Annotated in this window: 21 protein-coding genes and 4 pseudogenes; 9 read left to right on the top strand and 16 right to left on the bottom strand. The window is 57.0% G+C overall.

Features of this window, described 5'->3' with window-relative positions; genetic code table 11:
* Positions 1-168: 168 nt before the first annotated feature.
* From ACP6KB_RS28700 to ACP6KB_RS28675, 6 genes and pseudogenes are all read right to left on the bottom strand, one after another.
* Positions 169-387: a CopG family transcriptional regulator gene (locus ACP6KB_RS28700; protein WP_182275393.1), complete on the bottom strand. Its 219-nt coding sequence runs from the start codon at positions 385-387 to the stop codon at positions 169-171.
* Between the two features lie 135 nt (positions 388-522).
* The gene (locus ACP6KB_RS28695; RefSeq protein WP_023294894.1) at positions 523-894 is read right to left on the bottom strand and encodes a hypothetical protein; all 372 of its coding nucleotides are present in this window, start codon (positions 892-894) and stop codon (positions 523-525) included.
* Positions 891-1,217: a hypothetical protein gene (locus ACP6KB_RS28690; protein ID WP_000091614.1), complete on the bottom strand. Its 327-nt coding sequence runs from the start codon at positions 1,215-1,217 to the stop codon at positions 891-893. Before ACP6KB_RS28690 ends, ACP6KB_RS28695 begins: the two co-directional genes overlap by 4 nt.
* A 23-nt stretch (positions 1,218-1,240) precedes the next feature.
* On the bottom strand, positions 1,241-1,576 hold the full coding sequence (locus tag ACP6KB_RS28685) for a transposase (protein ID WP_104729580.1): 336 nt from the start codon (positions 1,574-1,576) through the stop codon (positions 1,241-1,243).
* 14 nt (positions 1,577-1,590) lie between these two features.
* Entirely contained in the window at positions 1,591-1,926 is a 336-nt protein-coding gene (locus tag ACP6KB_RS28680) for a helix-turn-helix domain-containing protein (protein ID WP_001172026.1), read from the bottom strand.
* Positions 1,907-2,285, bottom strand: a pseudogene (locus tag ACP6KB_RS28675) (type II toxin-antitoxin system RelE/ParE family toxin). Before ACP6KB_RS28675 ends, ACP6KB_RS28680 begins: the two are co-directional and overlap by 20 nt.
* Positions 2,286-2,389: 104 nt before the next feature.
* Between ACP6KB_RS28675 and ACP6KB_RS28670 the strand changes: the two are divergent.
* From ACP6KB_RS28670 to ACP6KB_RS28660, 3 genes and pseudogenes are all read left to right on the top strand, one after another.
* Positions 2,390-2,455 (top strand): annotated as a pseudogene (locus ACP6KB_RS28670) (hypothetical protein); the annotation flags it as partial.
* A 74-nt stretch (positions 2,456-2,529) separates the two neighbouring features.
* Positions 2,530-4,209 carry a Mu transposase C-terminal domain-containing protein gene (locus ACP6KB_RS28665; RefSeq protein WP_000179844.1) on the top strand — a complete coding sequence of 560 codons (1,680 nt, stop codon included), beginning with the start codon at positions 2,530-2,532 and terminating at the stop codon, positions 4,207-4,209.
* A gap of 2 nt (positions 4,210-4,211) precedes the next feature.
* Positions 4,212-5,204 (top strand): TniB family NTP-binding protein, encoded by a 993-nt coding sequence (locus ACP6KB_RS28660; RefSeq protein WP_001381192.1) that lies wholly within the window; start codon positions 4,212-4,214, stop codon positions 5,202-5,204.
* Here the strand turns inward: ACP6KB_RS28660 and ACP6KB_RS28655 are convergent.
* The 9 genes from ACP6KB_RS28655 to ACP6KB_RS28615 all read right to left on the bottom strand — a co-directional run bounded on the left by ACP6KB_RS28655 (position 5,173) and on the right by ACP6KB_RS28615 (position 11,422).
* Positions 5,173-5,673, bottom strand: a complete 501-nt coding sequence (locus ACP6KB_RS28655; protein ID WP_000376623.1) for a GNAT family N-acetyltransferase — start codon at positions 5,671-5,673, stop codon at positions 5,173-5,175. The genes ACP6KB_RS28660 and ACP6KB_RS28655 overlap by 32 nt on opposite strands.
* Positions 5,674-5,800: 127 nt before the next feature.
* A complete protein-coding gene (gene sul1, locus ACP6KB_RS28650) occupies positions 5,801-6,640 on the bottom strand; it encodes a sulfonamide-resistant dihydropteroate synthase Sul1 (protein ID WP_000259031.1) in 840 nt (279 codons plus the stop codon).
* Complete coding sequence (locus ACP6KB_RS28645) at positions 6,634-6,981, bottom strand: quaternary ammonium compound efflux SMR transporter QacE delta 1 (protein ID WP_000679427.1); 348 nt, start codon at positions 6,979-6,981, stop codon at positions 6,634-6,636. Before ACP6KB_RS28645 ends, sul1 begins: the two co-directional genes overlap by 7 nt.
* 135 nt (positions 6,982-7,116) lie before the next feature.
* Positions 7,117-7,944, bottom strand: a complete 828-nt coding sequence (locus ACP6KB_RS28640; RefSeq protein WP_001007673.1) for an oxacillin-hydrolyzing class D beta-lactamase OXA-2 — start codon at positions 7,942-7,944, stop codon at positions 7,117-7,119.
* 69 nt (positions 7,945-8,013) lie between these two features.
* On the bottom strand, positions 8,014-8,547 hold the full coding sequence (aadB, locus tag ACP6KB_RS28635) for an aminoglycoside nucleotidyltransferase ANT(2'')-Ia (RefSeq protein WP_000381802.1): 534 nt from the start codon (positions 8,545-8,547) through the stop codon (positions 8,014-8,016).
* A gap of 121 nt (positions 8,548-8,668) precedes the next feature.
* Complete coding sequence (locus tag ACP6KB_RS28630; RefSeq protein WP_442114401.1) at positions 8,669-8,800, bottom strand: hypothetical protein; 132 nt, start codon at positions 8,798-8,800, stop codon at positions 8,669-8,671.
* Between the two features lie 4 nt (positions 8,801-8,804).
* A complete protein-coding gene (locus ACP6KB_RS28625; protein WP_013136949.1) occupies positions 8,805-9,362 on the bottom strand; it encodes an aminoglycoside 6'-N-acetyltransferase AAC(6')-Ia in 558 nt (185 codons plus the stop codon).
* A 173-nt stretch (positions 9,363-9,535) separates the two neighbouring features.
* On the bottom strand, positions 9,536-10,276 hold the full coding sequence (locus ACP6KB_RS28620) for a subclass B1 metallo-beta-lactamase IMP-13 (RefSeq protein WP_042862936.1): 741 nt from the start codon (positions 10,274-10,276) through the stop codon (positions 9,536-9,538).
* A gap of 90 nt (positions 10,277-10,366) precedes the next feature.
* Positions 10,367-11,422, bottom strand: coding sequence for an alpha/beta fold hydrolase (locus ACP6KB_RS28615; RefSeq protein ID WP_442114400.1), 1,056 nt, complete (start codon positions 11,420-11,422; stop codon positions 10,367-10,369).
* On the opposite strand from ACP6KB_RS28615, the gene intI1 reads away from it, so the two are divergent.
* The 6 genes and pseudogenes from intI1 to ACP6KB_RS28585 all read left to right on the top strand — a co-directional run.
* The gene (intI1, locus tag ACP6KB_RS28610; RefSeq protein ID WP_000845048.1) at positions 11,379-12,392 is read left to right on the top strand and encodes a class 1 integron integrase IntI1; all 1,014 of its coding nucleotides are present in this window, start codon (positions 11,379-11,381) and stop codon (positions 12,390-12,392) included. The genes ACP6KB_RS28615 and intI1 overlap by 44 nt on opposite strands.
* 176 nt (positions 12,393-12,568) lie before the next feature.
* A complete protein-coding gene (locus ACP6KB_RS28605; protein WP_023098450.1) occupies positions 12,569-13,999 on the top strand; it encodes an IS1182-like element ISPa7 family transposase in 1,431 nt (476 codons plus the stop codon).
* A 361-nt stretch (positions 14,000-14,360) separates the two neighbouring features.
* The gene (locus ACP6KB_RS28600) at positions 14,361-14,963 is read left to right on the top strand and encodes a recombinase family protein (RefSeq protein ID WP_010465829.1); all 603 of its coding nucleotides are present in this window, start codon (positions 14,361-14,363) and stop codon (positions 14,961-14,963) included.
* Positions 14,947-15,684: pseudogene (locus ACP6KB_RS28595) on the top strand (DUF4158 domain-containing protein); the annotation flags it as partial. The gene ACP6KB_RS28600 and the pseudogene ACP6KB_RS28595, both read left to right, overlap by 17 nt.
* A 47-nt stretch (positions 15,685-15,731) precedes the next feature.
* Entirely contained in the window at positions 15,732-16,781 is a 1,050-nt protein-coding gene (locus ACP6KB_RS28590; RefSeq protein ID WP_033979079.1) for an IS3 family transposase, read from the top strand.
* Between the two features lie 116 nt (positions 16,782-16,897).
* Positions 16,898-17,074, top strand: a pseudogene (locus ACP6KB_RS28585) (recombinase family protein); the annotation flags it as partial.
* 226 nt (positions 17,075-17,300) lie between these two features.
* Here the strand turns inward: ACP6KB_RS28585 and ACP6KB_RS28580 are convergent.
* Positions 17,301-17,873, bottom strand: a complete 573-nt coding sequence (locus tag ACP6KB_RS28580; protein ID WP_212628920.1) for an LPD29 domain-containing protein — start codon at positions 17,871-17,873, stop codon at positions 17,301-17,303.
* Positions 17,874-18,017: the final 144 nt, after the last annotated feature.

The following is an 18,017-nucleotide window of genomic DNA, read 5'->3' as shown; positions in this document are numbered from 1 at the left end:
AACCCACCGCCAGAACGGCGGTGAGGAGATAGACGGACGTGAAATAAATCACGGCCCATCTTGCACATAGCTGCGCAGGAATCCATACTCTCTTCACCTATACGGTGAGCACCACGACGAATCCGCCAAGATATCTAGTCGTTGGTGCTCTTTTTTTTTGCCCCGCCGTCAGTGGCTAGGGGTCTTCTCTTCGGCCTCGGGGCCGTCCAACTCCAGCTTGAACTGTGGATGCTCTATACCGGCGTCCAACTCGCTCAGATACTGCATAACCGCCTTGCGTAACACCGCTGAGGTGTTAGTGCCGCGTGCGCGCATGGCCGCGTCGAAACGGCGCTTTATGCGGTCGTCAACCTTGGTAGCCATGATGGTTTGCGCGTGAGCGGTCATAGTCGTTTTCGTTTCCGGGGTTATACCGTTTAACTCAACGGCTAAATCTAGTGGTTAAACCGTTTAACGTCAAGACGCCCGCCACCTTCACAGCTGGGGTTGTAAGCCGGAAACCCAGAAATTTCCGTCAGCCGATCAACATGGCTTGTCTCGCGCTTGGTCGATGAGTTCCTGCATCGCCCGCATGACTTCTTCGTGGGTGTACGACTTGGCGTTGGGGTCGTCGGCCTCTCGGAGAGCTTCCTCGACCTCGCGGGTCATCCGCGCATATTCTTCCGGCCACAGCGCTTGCTCCATGCGCAGCGACGCCTGCCCAAGCAGGTGCAGCAGGCCGAACAGCCGCATGTCATTGGTGGCGACGACGTGCTCTCGAATCCGCTCCTGGATCACCTCGCAGGCCCGATGCGCCTCTGGCGTCGCCGTGCCCTCGTAGCCGGCTGGGAGTTCTGCTTCTTCAGCGATTCGCGCCCAAGCGATAGCCAGCGCCTCGATGGTGGACAGGTTCATTTGCTCATCCACTTGCGCAGCAGACGCTTTTTCAGGGAGGCGCGCTCTTGCGGATTGCGTCCCTTGTGGTTGGCAATGCGATCCGCCGTGGCGGCCTGGCGCTTGATGGGCCAGTAGGAGCGGCCATCCTTACCCATCGACCAGACGTTGCTGACCTGGTTTTCCAGTAGAGGCAGATGGGCGCATAGAGCTTCCGGCGACGCGCTGGCCAGCGCGGTGCGCTCGTGAGTTCGCCAGCGCTGATGCCAGAGTTTCTTGTCCTCGCGCTCGCTACGGCAGGTCGTGTGCCCAACGATGGGCGTTTTGCGGCGGCTGCGGCTCATGATGTGGTTGTCTCCAAGAACATTCAGGACAGGCTTTCTGGGTAGAGCGCCGTCAACCGGGACAGGGTTTCTTGCACTTGTTCCAGCGAGGTCATCAGATGATCAACCTGATCCTGAAGATCCACGGCGAGATCAAATAGCTCAGCCACTCGGCTGCGTAATCCCTCGTTGAACGCGGCCATTGCCAGTTGATGCAGCTTCAACAGGTCGGTGCGCAGTTGTGGAGGTGCGCCGTCTGCGCTGTCATTCAAATCGCCGCGCAGCACGTCCACGGCATCGACTGCACGCAGCAGTGCCGTGGTATCGAAATTCTCGGGAGTCAGTTCGTCCCATTCGTCGTCGGTGATGCGGGCTGCCATCAGGAGGGCTCCGATTAAGCGGTTGCGAGCGTTAGATGCCCGATCGGCTCGGCTGCTGGCCGTACCTTGATTTCGATGTCGTAGCCGAGGCGATTCAGACAATCCATCAGCTTGCGTTCGGATAGATTGGTGAAGTCGCCGCGCATCATGCCCGACACCTTCGGTTGCGGGATGCCCATGCGTTTGGCCGCCGCTTGTTGAGTCAGCCCAAGGGCGCGCATGGCCCTCCTGATCTCGACCACCAGGCCGGTCTTGATCTTGAGCTTTTCAGCGTCAGGCAGTCCAAGGTCGGCAAAGACGTTGCCCGAGCTGCGCTGAACCTCGACGCCTTCAATGATTCGTTTTTGCATTTCGTAGCTCCTGTGCCAATACCTCGGCCACCTTCAGCCGAGCGCGGATGATGTCCATGTCGGCCTTTGGCGTGGCGATCCCGCTCTTGCTCTTCTTCTGGAAGCAGTGCAGGACGAACACCGCTTCCGCAAACTTGACCGTGTATACCGCTCGATAGGTGCCGCCGGCATCGTCTTCGACGACCTCCAGCACGCCGGCACCACCGAACCCCTTGAGCACCTTTGCTGCGTCATCCTGATCGCCTATCTGCGCCAACGAGAGCGCGTAACCGAAACGGCGACGCACGTCGGACGTGCAACGCCATCAAATCCTTGTGGCTGCTCGCGATCCATTCGAGCGGTTTTTCTTTGTTTGTCATGACGGAATTTTATACCTGTTCAGGTAATGATGTAAACGCGGCAACCTCAAGGAGGTGTCGTAAAACATTTGTTTTGCGACAGGCTGTCAGCCGCCGCTGTGCTTGTCATTTTCAGAAGACGACTGCACCAGTTGATTGGGCGTAATGGCTGTTGTGCAGCCAGCTCCTGACAGTTCAATATCAGAAGTGATCTGCACCAATCTCGACTATGCTCAATACTCGTGTGCACCAAAGCGAGGTGAGCATGGCGACGGACACCCCACGGATTCCAGAACAAGGCGTGGCCACTCTGCCTGATGAGGCTTGGGAGCGTGCGCGCCGTCGTGCGGAGATCATCAGTCCGTTGGCGCAGTCGGAGACGGTCGGGCACGAAGCGGCCGATATGGCGGCTCAGGCGCTGGGCTTGTCTCGGCGCCAGGTATACGTTCTGATCCGGCGTGCCCGGCAAGGCAGCGGCCTCGTGACGGATCTGGTGCCCGGCCAGTCCGGTGGAGGTAAAGGTAAGGGGCGCTTGCCGGAACCGGTCGAGCGCGTCATCCACGAGCTACTGCAAAAGCGGTTCCTGACCAAGCAGAAGCGCAGCCTAGCGGCCTTTCACCGCGAAGTCACTCAGGTGTGCAAGGCTCAAAAACTGCGAGTGCCGGCGCGCAATACCGTGGCCTTACGGATCGCTAGCCTTGACCCGCGCAAGGTCATCCGCCGGCGGGAAGGCCAGGATGCCGCTCGTGACCTACAAGGTGTGGGCGGCGAGCCTCCTGCCGTGACCGCGCCGCTGGAGCAGGTGCAGATAGACCATACGGTCATCGACCTGATCGTGGTCGATGACCGCGACCGGCAACCTATTGGCCGCCCGTACCTGACCCTCGCCATCGACGTGTTCACCCGCTGCGTGCTCGGCATGGTCGTCACGCTGGAAGCGCCGTCTGCCGTTTCGGTTGGCCTGTGCCTCGTGCATGTCGCCTGCGACAAGCGCCCTTGGCTGGAAGGACTGAACGTGGAAATGGATTGGCAGATGAGCGGCAAGCCCTTGCTGCTCTACCTAGACAACGCGGCCGAGTTCAAGAGCGAGGCCCTGCGCCGGGGTTGCGAGCAGCATGGCATCCGGCTGGACTATCGCCCGCTGGGACAGCCGCACTATGGCGGCATCGTGGAACGGATCATCGGCACGGCGATGCAGATGATTCACGACGAACTGCCGGGAACGACCTTCTCCAACCCTGACCAGCGCGGCGACTACGATTCCGAAAACAAGGCCGCCCTGACGCTGCGCGAGCTAGAGCGCTGGCTCACATTGGCGGTCGGCACCTACCACGGTTCGGTGCACAACGGCCTGCTCCAACCGCCGGCCGCGCGCTGGGCCGAGGCCGTGGCGCGTGTCGGCGTACCGGCCGTCGTCACACGCGCTACTTCGTTCCTGGTCGATTTTCTGCCGATCCTCCGGCGCACGCTGACCCGCACCGGCTTTGTCATCGACCACATCCACTACTACGCCGATGCGCTCAAGCCGTGGATTGCGCGGCGTGAACGCTGGCCGTCCTTTCTGATCCGGCGCGATCCGCGCGACATCAGCCGTATCTGGGTCCTGGAACCGGAGGGACAGCATTACCTGGAAATTCCCTACCGTACCTTGTCGCATCCGGCTGTCACCCTCTGGGAACAACGGCAGGCGCTGGCGAAACTGCGGCAGCAAGGGCGCGAACAGGTGGATGAGTCGGCGCTGTTCCGCATGATCGGCCAGATGCGTGAGATTGTGACCAGCGCGCAGAAGGCCACACGCAAGGCGCGGCGTGACGCGGATCGCCGCCAGCACCTCAAGACATCAGCTCGGCCGGACAAGCCCGTTCCGCCGGATACGGATATTGCCGACCCGCAGGCAGACAACTTGCCACCCGCCAAACCGTTCGACCAGATTGAGGAGTGGTAGCCGTGGACGAATATCCCATCATCGACCTGTCCCACCTGCTGCCGGCGGCCCAGGGCTTGGCCCGTCTTCCGGCGGACGAGCGCATCCAGCGCCTTCGCGCCGACCGCTGGATCGGCTATCCGCGCGCAGTCGAGGCGCTGAACCGGCTGGAAGCCCTTTATGCGTGGCCAAACAAGCAACGCATGCCCAACCTGCTGCTGGTTGGCCCGACCAACAATGGCAAGTCGATGATCGTCGAGAAGTTCCGCCGCACCCACCCGGCCAGCTCCGACGCCGACCAGGAGCACATCCCGGTGTTGGTCGTGCAGATGCCGTCCGAGCCGTCCGTGATCCGCTTCTACGTCGCGCTGCTCGCCGCGATGGGCGCGCCGCTGCGCCCACGCCCACGGTTGCCGGAAATGGAGCAACTGGCTCTGGCACTGCTGCGCAAGGTCGGCGTGCGCATGCTGGTGATCGACGAGCTGCACAACGTGCTGGCCGGCAACAGCGTCAACCGCCGGGAATTCCTCAACCTGCTGCGCTTCCTCGGCAACGAACTGCGCATCCCGTTGGTTGGGGTAGGCACGCGCGACGCCTACCTAGCCATCCGCTCCGATGACCAGTTGGAAAATCGCTTCGAGCCGATGATGCTGCCGGTATGGGAGGCCAACGACGATTGCTGCTCACTGCTGGCCAGCTTCGCCGCTTCGCTCCCGCTGCGCCGGCCTTCCCCAATTGCCACGCTGGACATGGCTCGCTACCTGCTCACACGCAGCGAGGGCACCATAGGGGAACTGGCGCACTTGCTGATGGCGGCGGCCATCGTCGCCGTGGAGAGCGGCGAGGAAGCGATCAACCATCGCACACTCAGCATGGCCTGTCGACAACCTCTCGCGCAACCAAGACATCGCGGTCGGACTGCAAGTGATCTTGAAGCCACGGGCCCGTCCCACCCCGACATGGACCTCGATGCCCGAACGGACGTTAGATTTCGAGTTCTAGGCGTTCTGCGATGAAGGTTGGATCCCAGCCGGGATTGAAAGTGTCGACGTGGGTGAATCCGAGCCGCTCGTATAGGCCACGCAGGTTCGGGTGGCAGTCGAGCCGCAGCTTGGCGCACCCCTGCGTTCGCGCGGCATGGCGGCAAGCCTCGATCAGCGCGGAGCTGACACCCCGGCCCGCATGTGTCCGTCGCACCGCGAGCTTGTGCAGATATGCGGCCTCCCCCTTGAGGGCGTCGGGCCAGAACTCGGGATCCTCGGCCGACAAGGTGCAACAGCCGACGATGCCGTCGCTGCAACTCGCGACTAGGAGCTCGGATCTCAGGACGAAGGTCTCCGCGAATGTCCGGTCGATCCGCGCGACGTCCCAGGCGGGCGTTCCCTTGGCGGACATCCACGCCGCAGCGTCGTGCATCAGCCGCACAACCTCGTCGATATCACCCGAGCAGGCGACCCGAACGTTCGGAGGCTCCTCGCTGTCCATTCGCTCCCCTGGCGCGGTATGAACCGCCGCCTCATAGTGCAGTTTGATCCTGACGAGCCCAGCATGTCTGCGCCCACCTTCGCGGAACCTGACCAGGGTCCGCTAGCGGGCGGCCGGAAGGTGAATGCTAGGCATGATCTAACCCTCGGTCTCTGGCGTCGCGACTGCGAAATTTCGCGAGGGTTTCCGAGAAGGTGATTGCGCTTCGCAGATCTCCAGGCGCGTGGGTGCGGACGTAGTCAGCGCCATTGCCGATCGCGTGAAGTTCCGCCGCAAGGCTCGCTGGACCCAGATCCTTTACAGGAAGGCCAACGGTGGCGCCCAAGAAGGATTTCCGCGACACCGAGACCAATAGCGGAAGCCCCAACGCCGACTTCAGCTTTTGAAGGTTCGACAGCACGTGCAGCGATGTTTCCGGTGCGGGGCTCAAGAAAAATCCCATCCCCGGATCGAGGATGAGCCGGTCGGCAGCGACCCCGCTCCGTCGCAAGGCGGAAACCCGCGCCTCGAAGAACCGCACAATCTCGTCGAGCGCGTCTTCGGGTCGAAGGTGACCGGTGCGGGTGGCGATGCCATCCCGCTGCGCTGAGTGCATAACCACCAGCCTGCAGTCCGCCTCAGCAATATCGGGATAGAGCGCAGGGTCAGGAAATCCTTGGATATCGTTCAGGTAGCCCACGCCGCGCTTGAGCGCATAGCGCTGGGTTTCCGGTTGGAAGCTGTCGATTGAAACACGGTGCATCTGATCGGACAGGGCGTCTAAGAGCGGCGCAATACGTCTGATCTCATCGGCCGGCGATACAGGCCTCGCGTCCGGATGGCTGGCGGCCGGTCCGACATCCACGACGTCTGATCCGACTCGCAGCATTTCGATCGCCGCGGTGACAGCGCCGGCGGGGTCTAGCCGCCGGCTCTCATCGAAGAAGGAGTCCTCGGTGAGATTCAGAATGCCGAACACCGTCACCATGGCGTCGGCCTCCGCAGCGACTTCCACGATGGGGATCGGGCGAGCAAAAAGGCAGCAATTATGAGCCCCATACCTACAAAGCCCCACGCATCAAGCTTTTGCCCATGAAGCAACCAGGCAATGGCTGTAATTATGACGACGCCGAGTCCCGACCAGACTGCATAAGCAACACCGACAGGGATGGATTTCAGAACCAGAGAAAGAAAATAAAATGCGATGCCATAACCGATTATGACAACGGCGGAAGGGGCAAGCTTAGTAAAGCCCTCGCTAGATTTTAATGCGGATGTTGCGATTACTTCGCCAACTATTGCGATAACAAGAAAAAGCCAGCCTTTCATGATATATCTCCCAATTTGTGTAGGGCTTATTATGCACGCTTAAAAATAATAAAAGCAGACTTGACCTGATAGTTTGGCTGTGAGCAATTATGTGCTTAGTGCATCTAACGTTGAAGTAACCGGCGCTGCGCGGTTTTATCGCGCAGCGTCCGAGTTGACTGCCGGGTTGGGCGGTAACGCTTCAATAGAGCGAAGGATTGCCCGCACGATTGCCTCCCTCTTGAAAAGATCATCCATTCTGTTTGGCGTATCAATATTCAGTGCGAAGAATACGGAGCCAGTCGGCCACTCAACCCATCCTACCCACCAACCCATACGGCCTTCCCAGCCCGTCTTTGCACGCAGTATCCAGTTGCGACCGGCTTCCACAATCATGAGATCCTTGACCAAGCGCTGATGTTCTACCCGAAAGGGCAGCTCGTTACGATAGAGCTTCCTGAGAAATGCAATTTGCTCCTGCGCCGAGATTGCAAGGCTGCCTTCTATCCAGTAATCGCCATTACTTGTCGAAGGATCGGCGTTGCCATAGTCGATTTTCTTCAAATAGCGCCGAGCTTTGTCATCACCAATTTCCTTTGCAAATAGCTCATACACCCAAACAGTAGAATTCCGCATTGCTGATCGCAAATCTTGGTCTTGATTGTGGCCTGCAAAGCCCCTGTTAACGCCGTCCCATCGAAAAATCTGGAACTCATCACGAACAGCGCCTGCATCAAGTGCAAAAAGTGTATGAGGTATCTTGAATGTCGATGCAGGCGAGTAGCGTTTCTTCGATCGCACAGGATCAAAAACCAACATGGCACGATCCGCTTGGCGTTCGTCTGCCACAACTATCGTGCCTTTGGCTTGAAATTCGCTGAAAAACTTCCTCCAGTCAGAACGTTCTAGCGTGCCTTCTTGCGCATGCGCGAAAGTGGCAAGAGAAAAAATGGAGAAAAGTATCGCGAAGATTCGGATTGCCATTAACTTTTCCTTAATGCCCAACACCTGAGTTAAGCCGCGCCGCGAAGCGGCGTCGGCTTGGACGAATTGTTAGGCCGCATATCGCGACCTGAAAGCGGCACGCAAGACCTCAACCTTTTCCGCCCCGAGTGAGGTGCATGCGAGCCTGTAGGACTCTATGTGCTTTGTAGGCCAGTCCACTGGTGGTACTTCATCGGCATAGTAAAAGTAATCCCAGATGATCGCCTCCCAGCTGTTACAACGGACTGGCCGCCCGGCGATGACGCCCTCAGCCGCCTCTGGGCACGAGCCCTGCGGAGCCTCCGCGATTTCATACGCTTCGTCTGCCCACCAAGCAGGTTCGCAGTCAAGTAACTCATCCCCGATCTCCGCTAAGAATCCATAGTCCAACTCCTCCATGACGCGCCCGCCGAGCATTTCAACTATTGCCTCGAGCTCGCCGCGCCTCTCGCCGGGAAACGTCAGATCAATATCATCGTGCTTGCGTGTTACACGCCCTAGCCGTGCATCGATCGCCCAGCCCCCACCGATCCAGAGCGGCAGATTTCGCTCATCTGCCGCAGCTAGAATTTTGTGTATCAATGTGACCTGCGTTGTGTCCATGCGGCCTAACTAAAAACTTAACAGGCAATGCCCCACAACAAAATAGAAATGTGCAAGGTTGCCAAAATTATCAAAAATTGCCCCATAATTGGCTGGGGCATTGTCCTTGTTGAAGTACAAGTTAGGGAGTTTTGCCTACTGCACTGACTGTAAACTGCATTTGATATTCAAAAAGCAAAATATTAGGAACGACGGATGCCGCATAGCGCAATTTTTCCGAAAGCTCCGCAGCCATGTTATTAATCTGTTCCATTGTTTTACTCTTTGATTAAACTTTTCCACATCCAAATATCTGGTTTGTTTTTACCATTGGCATTTGGAATTATTCCAACAATATAATAACCATTCTTCTGATAAAACTCATATGGATGTTTATTAATATTTTTAATATTTTTTATTGAATCAAATATATTATCTTCTGTTATAGTTATTAAAGAGAGACTTGTTCTATAGTATTCATCATCTGTTCCTAAAGCGATTCCAATAATACCTTGCTCTCTAGCTCTGTTTTCTAATTCCTTAAGCAGGATCTTGCCAATACCTTTATTTTGATAATCTGGTCTGACAACCAATGGATGCAATTCCCAGGTTTCCTTGTACATTGGCCTTAAGCCTATCCAGCCAACTAAGGAGTTATTTATTAGCAGACCGAAACAAAGGTTTGGACTCTCAATACATTCTTTTACTTCTTTTGTTGCACTCGTCATATCTGGCCATGAATTGTTACCAAGATCATTGAACGCTTCTGTTAGTATATTTGCTGCTTCTAACTGATAATTGCTGCATTCCGCAATATTCACAATTTGATAATTCATCTCTTCCTCTTTGTATTCGCGCCGCAATAGCGGCGTCGCCCTAACGCCGAGTTCAGCGGCAGTTTTTAAGTTGTGGTTTTATGGAATACTTTTGCGCAGCAAAACCATAAAGCCGCGACTTAAAAACTGTCCAGCGCACGAAGTGCGCGGTGCTGCAACGACTTGTTAGAAATTTAGTTACTTGGTGATGATGTTTTTTTACTTTCTTTAAGCCCTTTAAGGGCTTGTTCCCATGTACGTTTCATTAGTGATGCGTCCCCTTTTTCACTATGACTTGAAACAACAAGCTTTGCTTTGCCATATTTAGACATTAATATTTTGGCGGACTTTGGCCAAGCTTCTAAATTTGCGTCACCTAAATTGCCAAGACCGTGAGGTTTAATAAAGCAACCACCGAATAAAATTTTACTTTCAGGCAACCAAACCACTAGGTTATCTTGAGTGTGACCTGGGCCAGGGTAGAAAACTTCAATTTTATTTTTAACTAGCCAATAGCTAACTTCGCTAAATGAATATTTAGCTTGTACCTTACCGGATTTTTTCAAAAGTTCATTTGTTAATTCAGATGCATACGTGGGAATAGATTGAGAATTAAGCCACTCTATTCCTCCTGTGCTGTCGCTATGGAAATGTGATGAAATAGTGCCTTTGATTTCATAGCCGCGCTCCACAAACCAATTGACTAATTTTTCAGTGTCTGTAGCAGTAAATGGAGTGTCAATTAGATAGGCGTCTGTGTTTACAAGCACCACTAAACCGTGTTTAGTAACAACCCCCCAACCGTTAACCTCTTCGAACGATGTATGAACAAAAACACCTTCTTCAAGCTTCTCGATTTTTAAATCAGGTAAAGCCGCTCCTGCGGCAGTAATGCTACAAAAGAAGCATACACATAAAACAAATAATTTCTTCATACCTTTCCTTTTCTAACGCTTTGCTCACCGGAAAATGGCGAGCGCCAGCGAGTTGTTTTTCCGGTGCAGCAGCTTGTTGTACTACGCAACTCATAGCTTTGACGTTTGATTCTTCAACGCTTGTATAATTACCGGCCAGTCCTCGTGATGTAATTCATGCCCCGTGCCATTCAGTGTAACTAGTTTCGAATCGCGAATCGCATCCTTCAGTGCCAACCCATGTGCATAAGGAAGCACAGGATCTTCTGTACCATGAATGATTAGTGTTGATGCAGTGATCTCATTTAATCGCCCGAGCCACTCTTCGCCACCACCTAAGGTAGTGTGATTGAACGTCGTTAGTATATTTGGCGTACGATCAAAGTTTAATTGAGCGATCTGGCGAATCTTTTCAGCATCAAATACATGGGCTGTACCTGAGTTGATTCGCCACGCACCGACCTGATACTCCACTACCGAATCTTTATCAGACCAGTCAAGTGATCCCGCCTGTTGGTGATACTCCATTATTGCAGGATCAAAAGGGGGCATATCTGGGTCTGCCTCCGCAAGACGCTCTGAAGCGATCAGGGTTAAACTCTTTACCCGATCCGGATACTTGAGAGCTACAAGCTGGGATAGAAACCCTCCCAGAGACATGCCAACCAGATGCGCAGCATCCAGACCATAACCACCAATAATGCGAACCACATCATCTGCTAATTCTTCAACCGAATATGAAGCCTGGCCTGGCTCATAACTAGTTGACTTTCCCGTGTCACGATGATCGTATCGGATCACATAGCGATCCATCGAGGCCAACTGGGCACAAAAATCATCAGGCCACCATACAGCTGACGACATTGCCCCCATCACCAAAATAATGGGTTCATGGGCTGAGTTACCGAATGATTCGGTATAGAGTGAAATATCGTTATCATTAACTACTTTTGCTTCCATAGTATTGCCTTCAGGTTTCTCGTACAACTTTGTTTTAGGGCGACTGCCCTGCTGCGTAACATCGTTGCTGCTCCATAACATCAAACATCGACCCACGGCGTAACGCGCTTGCTGCTTGGATGCCCGAGGCATAGACTGTACAAAAAAACAGTCATAACAAGCCATGAAAACCGCCACTGCGCCGTTACCACCGCTGCGTTCGGTCAAGGTTCTGGACCAGTTGCGTGAGCGCATACGCTACTTGCATTACAGCTTACGAACCGAACAGGCTTATGTCCACTGGGTTCGTGCCTTCATCCGTTTCCACGGTGTGCGTCACCCGGCAACCTTGGGCAGCAGCGAAGTCGAGGCATTTCTGTCCTGGCTGGCGAACGAGCGCAAGGTTTCGGTCTCCACGCATCGTCAGGCATTGGCGGCCTTGCTGTTCTTCTACGGCAAGGTGCTGTGCACGGATCTGCCCTGGCTTCAGGAGATCGGAAGACCTCGGCCGTCGCGGCGCTTGCCGGTGGTGCTGACCCCGGATGAAGTGGTTCGCATCCTCGGTTTTCTGGAAGGCGAGCATCGTTTGTTCGCCCAGCTTCTGTATGGAACGGGCATGCGGATCAGTGAGGGTTTGCAACTGCGGGTCAAGGATCTGGATTTCGATCACGGCACGATCATCGTGCGGGAGGGCAAGGGCTCCAAGGATCGGGCCTTGATGTTACCCGAGAGCTTGGCACCCAGCCTGCGCGAGCAGCTGTCGCGTGCACGGGCATGGTGGCTGAAGGACCAGGCCGAGGGCCGCAGCGGCGTTGCGCTTCCCGACGCCCTTGAGCGGAAGTATCCGCGCGCCGGGCATTCCTGGCCGTGGTTCTGGGTTTTTGCGCAGCACACGCATTCGACCGATCCACGGAGCGGTGTCGTGCGTCGCCATCACATGTATGACCAGACCTTTCAGCGCGCCTTCAAACGTGCCGTAGAACAAGCAGGCATCACGAAGCCCGCCACACCGCACACCCTCCGCCACTCGTTCGCGACGGCCTTGCTCCGCAGCGGTTACGACATTCGAACCGTGCAGGATCTGCTCGGCCATTCCGACGTCTCTACGACGATGATTTACACGCATGTGCTGAAAGTTGGCGGTGCCGGAGTGCGCTCACCGCTTGATGCGCTGCCGCCCCTCACTAGTGAGAGGTAGGGCAGCGCAAGTCAATCCTGGCGGATTCACTACCCCTGCGCGAAGGCCATCGGTGCCGCATCGAACGGCCGGTTGCGGAAAGTCCTCCCTGCGTCCGCTGATGGCCCAGACCGTGTAAAAACGTTGGCATCGTCCTTGCTGTGATTTGATGGATTCAAAATCAGCGGGGGACGCCAATGAAGCGCTTTATCCAGGGAGAGCACCGAGGGCAAAGCACACTGCTTCCCGAGAGCTTGGATGACTACGTGGCGGACACCAACCCGGTGCGGGTGGTCGATGTTTTCGTCGATGAACTCGACCTTGGCCTACTGGGTTTCGAGGGTGTCGTCCCGGCGGAAACCGGCAGACCCGCCTACCATCCTGCTGACCTGCTGAAGATCTACATCTACGGTTACCTCAACCGTATCCAGTCCAGTCGACGTCTCGAACGCGAGAGTCAGCGCAACGTTGAGTTGATGTGGCTGACCGGACGTTTGATGCCGGACTTCAAGACCATCGCCAACTTCCGCAAGGATAACGGCAAGGCAATCCGCGGCGTCTGTCGGCAGTTCGTGGTGCTGTGCCAGCAACTTGGCCTGTTCTCTGAAGCGCTGGTAGCCATTGATGGCAGCAAGTTCAAGGCGGTCAACAACCGTGACCGCAATTTCACCAGCGCCAAGCTTCAGCGGCGAATGGAGGAGATCGAGTCCAGCATCAACCGTTACCTGACCGCACTGGATACCGCTGATCGCCAGGAACCGGCCGTGGCGCAGGTCAAAGCCGAACGCCTCCACGACAAGATTGCGACCTTGAAAACTAAGCTGCGGGAGCTCAAGGAAGTCGAGGTACAGCTCAACGAAACACCGGATAAACAGATCTCCCTGACCGATCCCGATGCCCGCTCAATGAAGACCCGGGGCAGCGGAATAGTCGGCTACAACGTGCAGGCGGCGGTCGACGCGAAGCACCACCTGATCGTGACCCACGAGGTCACGAACGACGGGGTCGATCGAGACCAACTGAGCTCCATGGCCAAGCAAGCGCGAGAGGCCATGGGTGTCGAGGAACTCTCGGCGGTCGCAGACAGAGGGTATTTCAAAGGCGAAGAAATCCTGGCGTGCCATGAGGCTGGAATCACCGTTTTCGTGCCCAAGACGCTGACCTCGGGAGCGACAGCGGCTGGTCGCTTCGGCAAAGGTGATTTCATCTATGACGCAGCCAAGAACGAGTATCGATGCCCGGCTGGGCAAAGCCTGATCTGGCGGTTCTCAAGCGTCGAAAAAGGGCTGAAACTGCACCGCTACTGGAGTTCGCATTGCCAGGGTTGTGCGTTGAAAGAGCACTGTACGCCTAGCTCAGAGCGCCGAGTGAGCCGATGGGAGCATGAGGCAGTGCTCGAAGCGATGCAGAGTCGCCTGGATCAAGCGCCTGAAATGATGCGAATCCGCCGTCAGACGGTCGAGCACCCGTTCGGCACGCTGAAGAGCTGGATGGGCGCCACCCACTTCCTCACCAAGACTCTCGACCGAGTGAGTACCGAGATGAGCCTGCATGTGCTCGCCTACAATCTCAAACGCGTGTTGAACGTGCTGGGCAGCGGTGCCCTGATGGCAGCGATGAAGGCCTGAGGCCTGTTCTACGACTCGTACCGCCCTCCAGCAGGCGTACTGAAGCCGAAAGTGCCATAGCAACCAGAATTATCGATTGCGCCTGATTGGGCCTCCGACGGCCTCCTAGACGCTGAGAAAATCCCCGGAAGTTGATGGTCATCGTTTGCTGCGTTTTTACACGGTCTGGGCCGGCAGCAGCCCGTCGTTGCCTGATGGATCCAACCCCTCCGCTGCTATAGTGCAGTCGGCTTCTGACGTTCAGTGCAGCCGTCTTCTGAAAACGACAGTGCTACCTGTGCAACACCCCCTCAAAAATGTACGGAAAACTCTATCGCTATTCACTATTATGCGGAAACCTGTTTTTGATGGTTATCCGCCTATGTTGGTTGGCTACATGCGCGTGTCGTCGGACTCCGACCGCCAGAGCACGGACTTGCAGCGCGACGCGCTGCTCGCCGCCGGCGTCGATCCGCGTCACCTGTTTGAGGATCGTGCCTCTGGCGCGAAGGATGACCGTGCCGGCTTGGCGCGGGCGCTTGAGTTCGTTCGAGCCGGCGATGTGCTGGTGGTGTGGAAACTCGACCGGCTCGGTCGCTCGCTGTCGCACCTGCTCGCCATTGTGACTTCGCTCAAGGACAAGCGGGTGGCGTTCCGCTCGCTGACAGAGAACCTGGACACTACGACGCCCTCGGGCGAATTCCTGTTCCAGGTGTTCGGTGCGCTCGCGCAGTACGAGCGCGCCTTGATTCAGGAGCGCGTCGTCGCGGGCTTGGCCGCCGCACGCAAACGCGGCCGGATCGGCGGCCGGCCGCAGGCGATCACTGGTGAGAAGCTGGACGCCATCGTCGCCGCGCTCGATGGCGGCATGTCTAAGGCGGCGGTGTGCCGCAACTTCAATGTCAAGCGCACTACGTTGATCGAAACATTGACGCGAGCAGGTTGGCGTGGTGCGGGAAGGACGGTCGATGAGCAACAAGAATAAGCTACTCACCGTCTTTTCTGACGCAGAGCAGGAAGCCTTGTACGGCCTACCGGACTTCGACGATGCTCAGCGGCTGGAATACCTGGCGTTGACCGAATCTGAACTGGCGTTCGCCAGCAGCCGGCCTAGCCTGCAGGCCCAAGTCTATTGCGTCTTGCAGATCGGCTACTTCAAGGCCAAGCATGCTTTCTTCCGCTTCGATTGGCATGAGGTCGAGGACGATTGCGCCTTCGTGCTGAGTCGCTATTTCCACGGCGAAGCGTTCGAACGCAAGGCGATCACCAAGCATGAGCACTACAGCCAGAGGGGTCAGATCGCCGAACTGTTCGGCTACCGGTCGTGGGCGGCTAGCTTCCTGCCGCAACTGGCACAGCAGGCTGAACAGATCGTGCGGCGCGACGTAATGCCAGGATTCGTGGCCGCCGAACTGATCGTTTGGCTCAGCGAGCACAAAATCATCCGGCCCGGCCACACCACCTTACAAGAGCTGGTCAGTGAAGCCCTGTCCACCGAACGCAGGCGCTTGGGCGGCTTGCTGGCAGAAGTGTTGGACGAATCGGCCAAAGCTGCGCTGGGCCAGCTCCTGGTGCGTGACGACACCCTGTCTCAACTGGCAGCGCTCAAGCAGGACGCTAAAGATTTCGGCTGGCGTCAGATGGCAGGGGAGCGCGAGAAGCGCGCCACGCTGAAGTCCTTGCACGGGATCGCCAAGGCGCTGCTGGTGTTGCGAAAAAAAGCCGAGGCGCTCTGGGGGAAGGACGAGGACGAATGATCAGCGCCCCGGATCGCCGTGAAACGCTGCAGTTGATCGAGGACGCCGTGGCGGCGGGAGCGCGGCGGGCGCAGGCCTGCGCCGAACTGGGCCTGTCGCTGCGCAGCCTGCAGCGCTGGCAGCACTGCCCGGAGGATCGGCGTCCTTCGGCACAGCGAGCTGAGCCGGCCAACAAGCTGACCCCGCAAGAGCGCCGCCGCGTGCTGGAGGTCGCCAACCAGCCCGAGTTTGCCAGCCTGCCGCCGCAGCAGATCGTGGCGCGGCTGGCCGATCAGGGCACCTGGCTGGCCTCGGAGTCGACCTTTTACCGGTTGCTGAAGGACGCCGAACAGCAGCATCCGCGCGGCCGTAGCCGCCCACCGGTGAAACGAGCGCTGACGACCCATGTGGCCGACGGCCCGAACCAGCTGTGGTGCTGGGACATCACCTGGCTGCCGACCACGGTCAAGGGCCGTTACTTCTACTGGTACATGATCAAGGACGTCTACAGCCGGAAGCTGGTGGCCAACGAGGTGCATGAAAGTGAAAGCGCCGAGCAGGCCGCCCAGCTGCTACGCCAGGCCTGCTTACGTGAACAGCGAGCAGGCCAGCCGCTGGTACTGCACTCGGACAATGGCAGCGCGATGAAGGGCTCGACCATGCTGGCGGCCATGCAGAACCTGGGTGTGATGCCCTCGTTCAGCCGCCCGCGGGTGAGCAATGACAACGCCTATGCCGAGGCCTTGTTCCGCACGGCGAAGTACTGCCCGCTGTGGCCGGAGCGGCCCTTCGACACGCTGGAGCAGGCCAGGAACTGGGTGAACAGCTTCGTGGCCTGGTACAACCATGAACATCGCCACAGCGCCCTGAAGTTCGTGACCCCGGCGCAGCGACATACTGGCCAGGCGGAAGAGTTGCTGCGCAAGCGTATCGAGCTGTACGAGGCGGCGCGTGCACGGCACCCGGAGCGCTGGAGCGGCAACATCAGGAACTGGGTGCTGGCACCAATCGTGTGCCTGAACCCGGAGCGGGAAGCGGTACTGCAGCAAACATCAAAGGCAGCGTGACACGCTCACGCGACAACTACCTTGAAAATCGCCGTATAGCCAAAGACAAGGAGGTCGCCAATGACCATTAAGTTAAGTCACTGTTCGGGGATAAACCTGCCATGCGAGCTGGGCCTATGAAAGTCGCCCGCATTTACATGCGGGTTAGCACCAAGGAACAAGATATTCGCCGTCAAGAAGCTATCACCGAGTCTGCACGGCAGGCCGGCTATTACATTGCCGGCGTCTACCGCGATACCGAATCTGGCGTTCGCTACGACCGGCCGGAGCTGCTACGAATGATCGCGGATCTTGGGGTTTGGGGAGCAATGGAACCGAAAACCAACATAAGCACGAATTAAAGTTCGCTTTACTCGTCATCTGTTGTGGATTAGCGAACTTTGATTGGCGAAACGAGTTTATCGCACCACTTTTCGGGTGGTCACGGCCTTTCCTAGTGCTCGCTGAAACGGTTTCATAAAACGGTCGTTTTTCGAAACTGTCCAGACGTTACAAGGGTTTGCGGGGCAGCGACTGAGCTTAAGTGCACTTTCTGTTCCGTTGCTCCCCCAACCCCAAAACGCTCTGTGCTGTAGGGCTTTCCTTGCCTCGCAGGCGGTCGCTGTGACGGTTGATAGCGGCGTTAATTTCGCCCTGCAGGCTGTCGCCGCAATGGCTGCTCAGGAAGGGTACGGCCGTGGCCCACAGGCGGCCGGAACGGAATTCCTCGATCGTTGGCTTAGCAATGCCAGCCTCGCGGAAATTCAGCGGGTACTTGCGGAAAACGCGGTCAATACCTTGCTCGATGGCCGCATCCGAGAACGAACGCCGGCAGTGGATGCTATCGGCGCCGAAGGAGACGGGGACGCCACCCACCAGGTGATAGATAGAACCCTTGTAGTCGATCTGGCCATCGAAGTACGAACCCTGGAAACGGCAGGTGACGGCCTCAACCTGTTTGATGTTAGGACCATCTGTCCAGGCAACGGTGAGGCTCGCGCCGCCCGAGTAGGTATGGCTGCGCACACTGAATTTCATGTCAGGGAACGCCTCTTTCAGCGCTTTGCGAACGAGCTTTGCGGTGTCAGCGGCGGTAAGATACTGAGTAGTCATGGCTTAACTCCCATCTAGTTAGCTGTGATTAGAAGCCCTGGTACGGTTGCCGCCGTCCGGGGCTTCGTCGCTTATGCAGCCTTTCGTCTGCATGGGTCCATTATACTGCCGCTATATCTGGTAAGTCTATGCTTTTCTTTACCT

Origin of the sequence: Pseudomonas sp. NUPR-001 (assembly GCF_052147955.1) — a bacterium.
Classification (GTDB): domain Bacteria; phylum Pseudomonadota; class Gammaproteobacteria; order Pseudomonadales; family Pseudomonadaceae; genus Aquipseudomonas.
This window is presented reverse-complemented; position numbering and strand designations above follow the sequence as displayed.

Excerpts from the sequence above, each read along its gene's own strand:
- ACP6KB_RS28700 (WP_182275393.1), bottom strand. The coding sequence starts at position 387 with ATGACCGCTCACGCGCAAACCATCATGGCTACCAAGGTTGACGACCGC.
- ACP6KB_RS28695 (WP_023294894.1), bottom strand. The coding sequence starts at position 894 with ATGAACCTGTCCACCATCGAGGCGCTGGCTATCGCTTGGGCGCGAATC.
- ACP6KB_RS28690 (WP_000091614.1), bottom strand. The coding sequence starts at position 1,217 with ATGAGCCGCAGCCGCCGCAAAACGCCCATCGTTGGGCACACGACCTGC.
- ACP6KB_RS28685 (WP_104729580.1), bottom strand. The coding sequence starts at position 1,576 with ATGGCAGCCCGCATCACCGACGACGAATGGGACGAACTGACTCCCGAG.
- ACP6KB_RS28680 (WP_001172026.1), bottom strand. The coding sequence starts at position 1,926 with ATGCAAAAACGAATCATTGAAGGCGTCGAGGTTCAGCGCAGCTCGGGC.
- ACP6KB_RS28665 (WP_000179844.1), top strand. The coding sequence starts at position 2,530 with ATGGCGACGGACACCCCACGGATTCCAGAACAAGGCGTGGCCACTCTG.
- ACP6KB_RS28655 (WP_000376623.1), bottom strand. The coding sequence starts at position 5,673 with ATGGACAGCGAGGAGCCTCCGAACGTTCGGGTCGCCTGCTCGGGTGAT.
- sul1 (WP_000259031.1), bottom strand. The coding sequence starts at position 6,640 with ATGGTGACGGTGTTCGGCATTCTGAATCTCACCGAGGACTCCTTCTTC.
- ACP6KB_RS28645 (WP_000679427.1), bottom strand. The coding sequence starts at position 6,981 with ATGAAAGGCTGGCTTTTTCTTGTTATCGCAATAGTTGGCGAAGTAATC.
- ACP6KB_RS28640 (WP_001007673.1), bottom strand. The coding sequence starts at position 7,944 with ATGGCAATCCGAATCTTCGCGATACTTTTCTCCATTTTTTCTCTTGCC.
- aadB (WP_000381802.1), bottom strand. The coding sequence starts at position 8,547 with ATGGACACAACGCAGGTCACATTGATACACAAAATTCTAGCTGCGGCA.
- ACP6KB_RS28630 (WP_442114401.1), bottom strand. The coding sequence starts at position 8,800 with ATGGAACAGATTAATAACATGGCTGCGGAGCTTTCGGAAAAATTGCGC.
- ACP6KB_RS28625 (WP_013136949.1), bottom strand. The coding sequence starts at position 9,362 with ATGAATTATCAAATTGTGAATATTGCGGAATGCAGCAATTATCAGTTA.
- ACP6KB_RS28620 (WP_042862936.1), bottom strand. The coding sequence starts at position 10,276 with ATGAAGAAATTATTTGTTTTATGTGTATGCTTCTTTTGTAGCATTACT.
- intI1 (WP_000845048.1), top strand. The coding sequence starts at position 11,379 with ATGAAAACCGCCACTGCGCCGTTACCACCGCTGCGTTCGGTCAAGGTT.
- ACP6KB_RS28605 (WP_023098450.1), top strand. The coding sequence starts at position 12,569 with ATGAAGCGCTTTATCCAGGGAGAGCACCGAGGGCAAAGCACACTGCTT.
- ACP6KB_RS28600 (WP_010465829.1), top strand. The coding sequence starts at position 14,361 with ATGTTGGTTGGCTACATGCGCGTGTCGTCGGACTCCGACCGCCAGAGC.
- ACP6KB_RS28590 (WP_033979079.1), top strand. The coding sequence starts at position 15,732 with ATGATCAGCGCCCCGGATCGCCGTGAAACGCTGCAGTTGATCGAGGAC.
- ACP6KB_RS28580 (WP_212628920.1), bottom strand. The coding sequence starts at position 17,873 with ATGACTACTCAGTATCTTACCGCCGCTGACACCGCAAAGCTCGTTCGC.